5 protein-coding genes and 1 pseudogene are annotated in these 10,623 nt (G+C 60.4%); all 6 read left to right on the top strand.

The window, feature by feature from the left end; all coding sequences use genetic code 11:
• Positions 1–157 precede the first annotated feature (157 nt).
• The 6 genes and pseudogenes from FJ398_21470 to FJ398_21445 all read left to right on the top strand — a co-directional run bounded on the left by FJ398_21470 (position 158) and on the right by FJ398_21445 (position 10,267).
• Positions 158–292, top strand: a pseudogene (locus FJ398_21470) (ABC transporter permease).
• Positions 293–778: 486 nt separating this feature from the next.
• The gene (locus FJ398_21465; GenBank protein ID MBM3840483.1) at positions 779–1,900 is read left to right on the top strand and encodes a mandelate racemase/muconate lactonizing enzyme family protein; all 1,122 of its coding nucleotides are present in this window, start codon (positions 779–781) and stop codon (positions 1,898–1,900) included.
• 444 nt (positions 1,901–2,344) lie between these two features.
• The gene (locus FJ398_21460) at positions 2,345–2,599 is read left to right on the top strand and encodes a hypothetical protein (GenBank protein ID MBM3840482.1); all 255 of its coding nucleotides are present in this window, start codon (positions 2,345–2,347) and stop codon (positions 2,597–2,599) included.
• A 234-nt stretch (positions 2,600–2,833) separates the two neighbouring features.
• The gene (locus tag FJ398_21455) at positions 2,834–6,724 is read left to right on the top strand and encodes a DUF1553 domain-containing protein (protein MBM3840481.1); all 3,891 of its coding nucleotides are present in this window, start codon (positions 2,834–2,836) and stop codon (positions 6,722–6,724) included.
• A gap of 339 nt (positions 6,725–7,063) precedes the next feature.
• Positions 7,064–8,524, top strand: a complete 1,461-nt coding sequence (locus FJ398_21450) for a DUF1501 domain-containing protein (protein MBM3840480.1) — start codon at positions 7,064–7,066, stop codon at positions 8,522–8,524.
• A gap of 198 nt (positions 8,525–8,722) precedes the next feature.
• Positions 8,723–10,267, top strand: coding sequence for a hypothetical protein (locus FJ398_21445; GenBank protein MBM3840479.1), 1,545 nt, complete (start codon positions 8,723–8,725; stop codon positions 10,265–10,267).
• Positions 10,268–10,623: the final 356 nt, after the last annotated feature.

Genomic DNA, 10,623 nt, shown 5'->3' with positions numbered 1-10,623 from the left:
CCTGAACCTGACGGTAGGGCGAGCCTGTCCTCAGCGAGCCGAGTCGGACGTGTTCCAGGCACGTCGAGCGGCTCGCCGGGACGGACTCGCCCTACCGGGTTCATGGGGCGAGAGCATGGTAATCAGCTCAAGGAAGCTTTCCATGAACCGGCATTGGCATGCGCGCTACAATCCGGAAGGCATCACGGCGTACAACATCGTGCCCGGCTTGATGGGGGTGGTGCTTACCATGACGATGGTTATGATCACCGGGCTGGCCATTGGAGTGAAGCGCTACCGGCGGACGTTGGATTAGGGTCTGCTCAAAAACCCCCTTGGGGTTTTGGCGGGAGCGCCGCGCCGCCCCTGCGGGCTGGGGCGATTTTGGCTTCTGGCTTCGTTGCGCCTCGGTCACAGAGCTTGCTAGCTTTCTAGCTAGCTATGTTCCCTCGTCGCGCCACAGGCCAAATTGGGCGCAACGAAGGCCATCGCATTTATGCCCATGACCACTTAGGATTCCTCCCGTTATGTCCAGCACGAGACCCAAAATTCTGATCGTCGATGACGACGCCGACATCCTGACCTTTTACCAGGATTACTTCGAGCGGCGCTACGCGTTGGTCAAGCAGCACAAACTGATCACCGCCGAGCGCGAGTTGCTGGAGAAAACCTTGAGCGGCACGATCAGGCTTTGATTTCAAGAATTCCCTTTTCAGTGAGTGTGGTGACTCCAACTCCCTTTTCGGGAACAATGACGTGGCTCCGCGAGAGCGTCGCCCCACCAAGCATCGAATAGCTTATGAAAATCACACAAATCATCTGCCAGATCCTCCGCGTCCGCTCCGTTGAAAAGAAAACCGCCAGCTCGCAGGACGTCGTCCTCATCCGGGTCCGGACCGGCGACGGACTCGAAGGCATCGGGGAAGCGGACGCCTCGCCCGAGGTCGTCAAGGCCATCGTCGATGCGCCGTTCAGCCATAACATCGCCTGTGGCCTGCGACAAATCCTGATCGGGGAAAACCCGCTCGAAACCGAGCGCCTCTGGCAGAAAATGTATCGCCAGACGATGTATTTCGGCCGCACGTCGGTCACCATCTCCGCGATGAGCGCCGTTGACATGGCGCTGTGGGATTTGAAGGGAAAATATTTCCAACAACCGCTCCACCGGTTGCTCGGCGGCAAGCACCACGACCGAATCAAAGCTTACGCCTCGATCCTGTTCGGCAAGGACGGCGTGGCGACGCGCGATATCGGACGACGTTGGATCGAAGCCGGTTATCAGGCCGTCAAGTTTGGCTGGGAGCCGATGGGCCAAAACGAAGCGCTCGATCTGGATTTGGTTCGCGGCGCGCGCGAAGGCGTCGGAGACGGAACGCTGCTGATCGACGCCGGTTGCGTCTGGGATGCGCGCACCGCGCTGCGCCGGGCGCATCAATTTGCCGAGTTCAATATCGGCTGGCTGGAAGAACCGTTGCGTGAAGCGGACATCGACGGCTACGTCTGGCTGCGGGATCGCTCGCCGGTGCCCATCGCCGCGGGCGAAGGCGAGTGCGGCCGCGAATCGTTCCGGCCATTGATCGACCGTCACGCGCTGGACGTTTATCAGGTGGACATTTCGCGCTGCGGATTCACGGACGCGGCTTACCTCCGCGCGCGGGTCGAAGAAATCGGCGCGCGGCTTTGCAACCACTGTTACACCAGCCCAGTGACTGTGGCGGCGTGTTTGCACTGGCTGAGCACCTGTCGGGACGCGTTCATTTTCGAGGACAGCGTCGAAGACTCGCCGCTGCGCCACGAACTGACGCACGAAAAGATGCAAGCCCGCAACGGCTGGATCACCGTCCCGGACGGCCCCGGCCTCGGCGTGACCTTGAACGAGGAGTTCATCAAGGGATATCTGGTGGCGGAGTCGGGGAAGTAACTTGAGGATTTGACGGAAGCAGGGCGGGCCTGCCGGTCTGTATCTGCTCAGCGTGGGCGACCCGCCCGCCTCGTTCGGCGACTCGCCGAACGAAACGGAAGCAAGGTGCAGAATAGGCCGGAAGCCGGAGCCAATTTCCCTCGAGATCAACGCCATTCCGTCGGACGGACGGCACGGGCGAGTCGCCTGTTGTGTTCGGCAGAGGATTAGCTTTCCGCGTGAGATCCCGTGTCCTCTGCCTCTCTTCCTCATAGAAGGAGGAGAGGGCCGGGGAGAGGAGGTTGCTTTACAGGAGTCCCCCTCTCTCCGGCTCTCTCCCCACTCGTTCCTCGCGGGGAGAGTGAGGAAAACCGAGCCGAGCGTTTTTGATGCCGAACACAGTTGGCGAGTCGCCTGTGCTACCCACGCTCCCCGCGGAAGAAGGACGGACGATTTCGCCTTTTCGTGCCGTCCGCGCTCTGGCACGGGACGCCGATGACCTACGAGCAGTTGCCTGACGAATGGAAGGAGTGGCTCGACCTGACGCCGCTGGAGCGCTTCCGCAGGAGCGAGGAACTGTTCGCACAATACCTGGCGATGGGAGGCAGCCTTGATCCCGACCCCGATCCGACAAGTCCTTTCGACTTTCCAGACGAATGGCGTCCAGGCACTGCTCATGGGCGGGCAGGCCTGCGTCTTCTACGGCGCGGCGCAAGTTAGCATAGACGTGGATGTGATGCTCCGAATTGTTGGTCGCCATCCACTACCGCGAAAATGGCGGATCACCGCGCTCGGACTGGATCGAGTCCGGCTACCAGCCGGACGGAACGGTCGCGGATCAGTCCTGGACGGATCGCAAGGAATTACCCGCGACCTTTCACGCGGCAGGTTGCCGATCGAGGCGGGCTGGTAGCCCGCTCCACCCAGCTAGGGCCTTCATGACCGCGCGCCCTAATGGGCGACAACTTGTGGATGCACCGGCGAGCGAGGACAGGCAAAATGCTCTTTTGCACTTCGCCGGCGCGGGTATATTATCCTCAATCAATCAACGCGCCGAATTGCTGTATGATTTGCCGAAATCCTGTCGATGCTCACCGAAGCTGTGATGGTTCAGTCGGATTGAGGAGCGCACGCGCCCTCGCGTGCAGTGGTCGGCGCCCTCGCCGACCACAACCATCCGCAATAACCGTTCATCGTTTCGCACTGCGGCTTCAACAACGTTTCGACTGGCGAGGCGCCAGTCGGGACACGCGAGGGCGCGTGTGCTCCCCATTTCCTTCGACATGCTCCTGCTTGTGCTTCCTGATCCTCCTCTTGCTGGTCATGCTGCGCCTCACGGTCGAAGCTGCGCCAGCCAAGATCGATTACAACCGCGACATTCGGCCCATCCTCTCCGAGAATTGCTACGCCTGCCACGGCCCGGACGAAGGCAAACGCAAAGCCGGCTTGCGCCTTGACCGGAAGGAGGACGCGTTCAAGAAACTTAAGTCCGACGCCATCGCGATTGTTCCGGGCGACGTGGCCAAAAGTGAATTGATCAGCCGGTTGACCACGACGAATGAAGACGACCGGATGCCGCCGACGAAATCGGGCAAGGCGCTGTCTCCCGCCCAAATTGTTCTGTTGAAGAAATGGATCGAACAAGGCGCGGAGTGGAAAGGCCATTGGGCTTACCTCAAACCAGAACGGCCTCCCGTTCCCGAAGTGAAGAACAAGAGCTGGCCGCGCAACGAAATCGATTTCTTCATTCTGTCACGCCTGGAAGCCGAGGCACTCAAGCCGTCGCCCGAAGCCGACAAATCCAAGCTCATTCGTCGGCTCTCGCTTGATCTGATCGGCCTCCCGCCGTCGATCGCGGAAGTGGAAGAGTTCCTCTACGACAACAGCCCCGAAGCTTACGAGAAGCTGGTGGATCGCCTGCTTGGCTCGCCGCAATACGGCGAACGGATGGCGCAATTCTGGTTGGACCTCGCGCGCTACGCCGACACGAATGGCTATCACATCGACAATCATCGCGACAATTGGAAGTGGCGCGAATGGGTGATCGACGCGTTCAACCGGAACCTGCCTTTCGACCAGTTCACGATCCGGCAACTCGCCGGAGATCTGCTGCCGAGCCCGACGCTGGAACAACGCATCGCCTCCGGTTTCAACCGAAACAACATGCACAATTTCGAGGGCGGCGCGGACCCGGACGAGTATCAGACCAAATACGTCGTGGATCGTGTGGACACAACGGCTACGGTCTGGCTGGGCACAACCATGGCCTGCACCGAGTGCCACGACCACAAGTACGATCCGTTCACGCAAAATGAATTTTATCAGTTCTACGCCTTCTTCAACACCATCGCGGAAAAAGGACTCGACGGCCAGGTGCAGTCCCCGGCCCCGCGCCTCGCCCTGCCTTCGCCGGAACAGAAAGCGCGCCTCGAACAGTTGGACCGAGAGATCAAGGGAATTGAAGCCGGCCGCAAAACTTTGCTCGAAACCCCAAATACCGAATGGGACAAGGCCCAAGCTGACTGGGAAAAGAAATTTCGCGCCATCGCCACAGATTGGACGGCGTTGGAACCGCGGCACGCTTCTTCCCTCAAAGGCGCGACACTCACCAACGCGGAAGACCGCGCGATTTTGGTAACCGGCGCAAACGAGGACAAAGAGGCTTACGCAATCACCTTGAAGAGCCAGATCAAGGACATCACCGGCATCCGCCTCGAAGCGTTGCCTCACGACTCTTTGCCAGGCAAGGCCGCTGGACGGGGAGAGAAGGGTAATTTCGTTTTGACCACCATCGAAGTGAACGCCAAGGCAGCCGGCGTGCGCGCCGACTCCGAACCAGTTGATCCGCCTTTGATCGGCGCCTGGTACGCGCTCGGTCCATTTCAAGCCGACTCGCCCCGGCAAGCGTTCAGCAAGGCGTTCATCCCGGAAGGCGAGATTGATTTGAAAAAAACCTATGACGAAGGCCGGCTGAAATGGGTCAAGCGCGAGGACTGGAAAGACGGGACGGTCCACGCGCTCCAGGGTGAAAACTCGGCTACTTATCTGTTCCGAATCATCACAGCGCGTCAGTCGCAGCAACTGACGGCCCTCATCGGCAGCGGCGACGGCGTGCAAGTCTGGCTGAACGGAAAGCGAATCTTCTCCAACGACGTCGTGCGCGACGCGAAGCCGGACCAGGACAAAGTGCGTCTGCGCCTGGCGAACGGCGAGAACAAGCTTCTGCTCAAAGTCAGCAACGCCGCGGGCGAAAGCGGGTTTTCCTTCGCGTTGTCCAAGGAACCCCTGATGGAGCATCCGGTGGATTTCGACCGCGCGGTGGCGGATTTCAATAAACCCGGCTTCAACGTCATGGCCGCGCTGGATGCGCAACCGGCCACGGGTTGGTCCCTCGGCGAAGGCGCCAGCCCGGTGCCGCGACACGCTTATTTTCTGTCCCGGCAGCCGTTTGGTTTCGCCGAGGGGACCGAAATCAAAGTTCGGATGAAGTTCGAATCCGCCAGGCCGCGCAGTTCGCTCGGCCATTTCCGCATCGCCGTCACGGACTCCAGCGGCTTGACCGAATTCGCGGCGTTGCCGGATAACATGCGCGCGGACCTCGTCGTTCCGGAAGAGAAGCTGACGACGCAGCAGAAGCAGGAATTGCGGACCTACTATCGCGAGGCGTTCGTGGATGAGGTCAAGTCCATCAACAAAGTCCTGGCGGACCAGCGCGACGCGCGAACCAAGTTCGACCGCTCGATTCCTTCGACGATGGTCATGCAAGAAATGGACAAGCCGCGCGAGACCCACATTCTCGTTCGCGGCGACTTCCGCAACAAAGGCGAAAAAGTCGCGCCGGGGGTTCCGGCGGTTTTGCCGCCGCTGCCCGCCGGAATGCCAGCCAACCGCCTCGCGCTCGCGCAATGGCTTATCGATCCGAACCACCCGCTGGTGAGCCGCGTTACAGTCAATCGGTTTTGGCAAATGTATTTCGGCACCGGCCTGGTCAAGACGGCGAACGATTTCGGGTCGCAAGGCGAATGGCCGTCCCATCCCGAACTGCTCGATTGGCTGGCCACGGAGTTCCTCCGGTTGAAGTGGGATATGAAAGCGACGCAGAAGCTCATCGTGATGTCCGCCACTTACCGCCAGTCATCCCAGGTCACGCCGGAATTGCTGGAGAAAGACCCGGACAATCGCCTTCTGGCGCGCGCGCCGCGCTTGCGGCTTGAAGCGGAGTTCGTCCGCGACAACGCGCTCGCCATCGCCGGGGTGTTGAATCGCGAGATGGGCGGCGAAAGCGTTCGGCCGTACCAACCGCCGGGCCTCTGGGAAGCGATCGGATTTACCGACAACGGCAACTTCAGCAGCCAGGCCTACACGCAGAGCCAAGGCGACGATAATTACCGCCGCGGCCTTTACGTGTATTGGAAGCGTTCGTTGCCTTACGCCTCGTTCGTGACGTTCGACGCGCCCAACCGCGAGGTCTGCACGGTGAAACGTCCGCGCACGAACACGCCGCTCCAGGCGCTTGTGATGATGAACGATCCTGTTTACGTCGAAGCCGCGCGTTGTTTCGCGCAACGGATTATCCGCGAAGGCGGTTCTTCAACGTCTCAGCGCGTCGCGTATGCTTTCCGCCTGGCCGTGGCCCGCCCGCCAACCAAACAAGAAGAACAAATCCTGTTGGGCATTTACGAAAAACAGTTGGCGAAGTTTCAGAAAGACAAAGCGTCGGCGATGGCGCTGGTGACCATCGGCGAATCGCAGCCGCCGTTTGGACTCGATCCCGCCGAGCTGGCCGCGTGGACCGCCCTCGGCAACGTCATCCTGAACCTCGATGAGACGATCACCAAGGGGTGATCGAAATGACGAATGTCTAATGATGAATGACGAAAGAATGACTAAGGCTCGAACGAGGAATCCTGCCCTCGAACTCGGCATCCTTGAGCTGGGGACCGCACGCGCCCCCGCGTGCAGTGGTCGGCGCCCTCGCCGACCACAGTTTCTGTCCGCAAAAGTCATCGTTCGATGTGACGGTTACAACGACGTTCCGACTGGCGGGGGCGCCAGTCGGAACACGCGAGGGCGCGTGTGCTCCCCATCCGCGGGACTGCGTTTTGCCTTGGAAGGATTCGACATTCGACATTCGACATTCTTTCGTCATTCGTCCTTAGTCCTTCGTCATTCCTCTTGCTTGCTATGACTCCTCAGAATCCATTCTATCGTGAACTGGCACGGGTCATGACCCGGCGGCATTTCTTCAGCCGCACCAGTCTGGGCCTGGGCACGATCGCGCTCGGCTCGCTGCTCAACAAAGACTTGTTCGCGGCGACCGCCCAGAGCGGCGCGAAATCATTCGGCGCGATCAACCCGCTGCATTTCGCGCCGCGCGCCAAACGCGTCATTTATCTGTTTATGTCGGGCGCGCCGTCGCACATCGATTTGTTCGATTCCAAGCCGAAGCTCGCGCAACTGACCGGCACCGAACTGCCGCCGTCCGTCCGGGGCAACCAGCGCATCACGGGCATGACTAGCGGCCAGGCGCAACTCCTCTGCGTCGGTTCGCCGTTCAAGTTTGCCAAATACGGCAAAGGCGGAGTTGAGTTGTCCGAGTTGCTGCCGAACATCGCAAAGGTCGCAGACGAACTCGCGGTCATCCGCTCGATGTTCACCGAGCCGATCAATCACGATCCGGCCGTGACGTTCATAGGCACGGGACATCAGCAACCGGGGCGGCCCACTGTCGGCGCGTGGGTGTCGTACGGTTTGGGCAGCGAGAACCGGAATTTGCCTTCATTCGTTGTCTTGCTCTCGGGCGGAGGTGGCCAGCCGTTGCAGGCACGTTACTGGGGCAGCGGATTTTTGCCGGGCACGCATCAGGGAGTCCAGTTCCGGGGCTCGGGCGATCCGGTGTTGTTCGTGTCCAATCCGAAAGGCATCACGAATCAGACGCGCCGCGAGTTGCTGGATGGCATCCGGCAGCTCAACGAAATCCAGCTCAATGCCGTGGGTGATCCCGAAATTGCCACGCGCATCGAGGCTTACGAAATGGCCTACCGCATGCAGACCAGCGTCCCGGAGTTGATGGACATTTCCAAGGAACCAAAGGAAATCCTCGACCTCTACGGGGCCGAGCCGGGCAAACCGTCCTTCGCCAACAATTGCCTGCTGGCGCGGCGGCTCGCCGAACGCGACGTGCGCTTCATCCAGTTGTTCCACCGCGACTGGGATCACCACAGCGATTTGCCGAATGCGATCCGCAGGCAAGCGAAGCTGACCGATCAGGCATCGGCGGGGCTCATCATGGATCTCAAAAAGCGCGGGATGCTCGACGATACGCTCGTGATTTGGGGCGGGGAGTTCGGGCGCACGAGCTACAGCCAGGGCGAAATCAGCAAAACCAGTTTCGGCCGCGACCATCATCCGCGTTGCTACAGCCTCTGGATGGCGGGCGGCGGGATAACAGGAGGCATCACTATCGGCCAGACCGATGACTTTGGCTACAACGTCGCGGAAGAGCCGGTGCACGTGCACGATTTTCACGCAACGGTTCTGCATTGCCTGGGCATCGACCACGAAAAGCTGACCTACAAATTCCAGGGCCGCGATTTCCGCCTGACCGACATCGCCGGCAACGTCGTGCAGAAGCTGCTGGCGTAGGATGGAAGGATTCTTGGACACGAATATCGCGAATTACTTCCCCGTTCTCATTCGCGCCAATTCGGAAATTCGCGTCAGTTCCCAGAGATCATCCATCCGGCGTGCGTCTCTGAGTTGTCTGGTCTTGCGCCCGCGGGCTTCGGGTTTATCCTTCCTTCACCGAACCAACACCCAACTTGAACTCGCTCAACGTTCCTTATGTCCATCCAGACTGATGACGGCTCGTCCAGGCTGACCCGTCGCGAATTGCTCAAGGGCGCAGCCGGCGCGGGATTAGTTACGGCGCTCGGCCCTCTCGCCGGTTGCGTGAATCTTCCGAAAGAGAAAGCCAATTTAATTCGCCGCGAGAACGCCAAGCCCGGAACAACCGACTGGCTCCTCACGAACACGCGCGTCGATCCCAAGACGAAGTATCGCTGCCCGTGGATCGAAGGCTATTGCTCACGCAACAGCGTGCGGGCCGGCGAAACTATCGATTTCATAGTCAGCACCAATCCGCCTTCGCAGTTCACCATTGATCTTTATCGGCTCGGTTACTACGGCGGCAAGGGCGGTCGGCACGTGGCCAGGCTCGGTCTGTTCGAGGGCAAAACGCAACCGGAACCGCCCATCGGGCCCGAGCGTGTCCGGGAATGCCTCTGGGAACCCGCGACAAAGTTCACGATCCCTAAAAACTGGCTGAGCGGCGTGTATCTCGGAAAGTTGACCGAGGAGAAAGAAAAGCTCCAAAGCTATGTCATCTTCATCGTCCGCGACGATCGCGCGTGCGATTTCCTGTTCCAATGCAGCGACACGACCTGGGCCGCGTACAATCGCTGGCCGGACGTGTTTTCGCTCTATGACGACGGCACGCCGCCGCACAACTGGTACGTCGGCCCCGGCGTGCGCGCCGGCTGGGACCGGCCTTACGGGAAGTATCGCCAAATCTTCGACGCGCCGCTTTCACAAGGCTCGGGGGAGTTTCTCCTGTGGGAATTTCCTCTGACGTTCTGGATGGAGCAAGAAGGCTACGACGTTTCCTATATCAGCAACGTCGATACGCACACCGACCCGAAAGGCCTGCTGCGCGCGAAAGCGTTTCTCTCCGTCGGCCACGACGAATACTGGTCGCTGGCCATGTTCAACCACGTGAAGGCCGCCGTGGACGCCGGTGTCAACGCCGCCTTCTTCAGCGGCAATTCGGTGGACGGCGTCGTGCATTTCTATCCGAACCGCGCGGGCATTCAAAACCGCAGCCTTTCCCGGATCGGCAAGTTCGGCCCGTTCGACGACGAAGTGAAAAAGTTTGCCAATCGCTGGCGGCGCCATGGCCCGAACCCCGCCACGCTCATGGGCGCGCGCTCGACCGATCCCTACAACGGCACCGCCGACTGGACCTGCGTCAACGAGAAGCACTGGCTCTTCGAGGGCGCCGGCATGAAGAACGGCGACACGATCAAAGGCCTCGTCGGCTGGGAACATCACGGTTTGCCCGCGGATATTCCCGGACTTGAGATTCTTGCGCGCGGACCCGTGTTCAGCGGCGGCAAGCCGCGCAACGTCGAATTTACCGCCACGATTTATCCGGCGAAGAAAGGCAACCTGGTCTTCAATGCCGCGACGATCTGGTGGTCGGATGGCTTGAGCGCGCCGCCAGGCTACCTCCGTCCTTCCGCGCACGGCGGCACTCCGCCCGGCCCGGACGCACGCGTGCAGCGGATCACGACGAATCTGTTCCGGAAGTTTCTCGAAACGGCGCTGTAACGTTTCCCAGAATCGGGGAACACACGCGCCCTCGGGTGTTTCGAGCGACGCCCCGCCGGTCGAAATCAACGCGTCGGATAGGTTCGTGATGGAATTTGCAACTGAACCGAGTTGGTCGGCGAGGGCGCCGACCAGTGCACGCGGGGCGCGTGCTGTCCCAAAAGAAGGAGCGCCGAGTGGCCTCGGCGCTCCTGGTGTTTTCCTTTGCTTTTCGGTCACCGAGGCATCCTTAGAGCGTGTCCGAAAATTGCGCGGGGTCCTGCGGCGAGGGATTTTGGCTGTGGCCAAGGCGGCGAGGTCCGAGCATCCCCAACGCGGGCTGTAAGGACCGAGCCAACGCAGGCCACGGACAAAAG

Source organism: Verrucomicrobiota bacterium, from assembly GCA_016871535.1.
In the GTDB taxonomy this organism is placed as follows: domain Bacteria; phylum Verrucomicrobiota; class Verrucomicrobiia; order Limisphaerales; family SIBE01; genus VHCZ01.
Note: the sequence above shows the minus strand (reverse complement) of the source record. Positions and strands in the feature narration are given on the sequence as shown.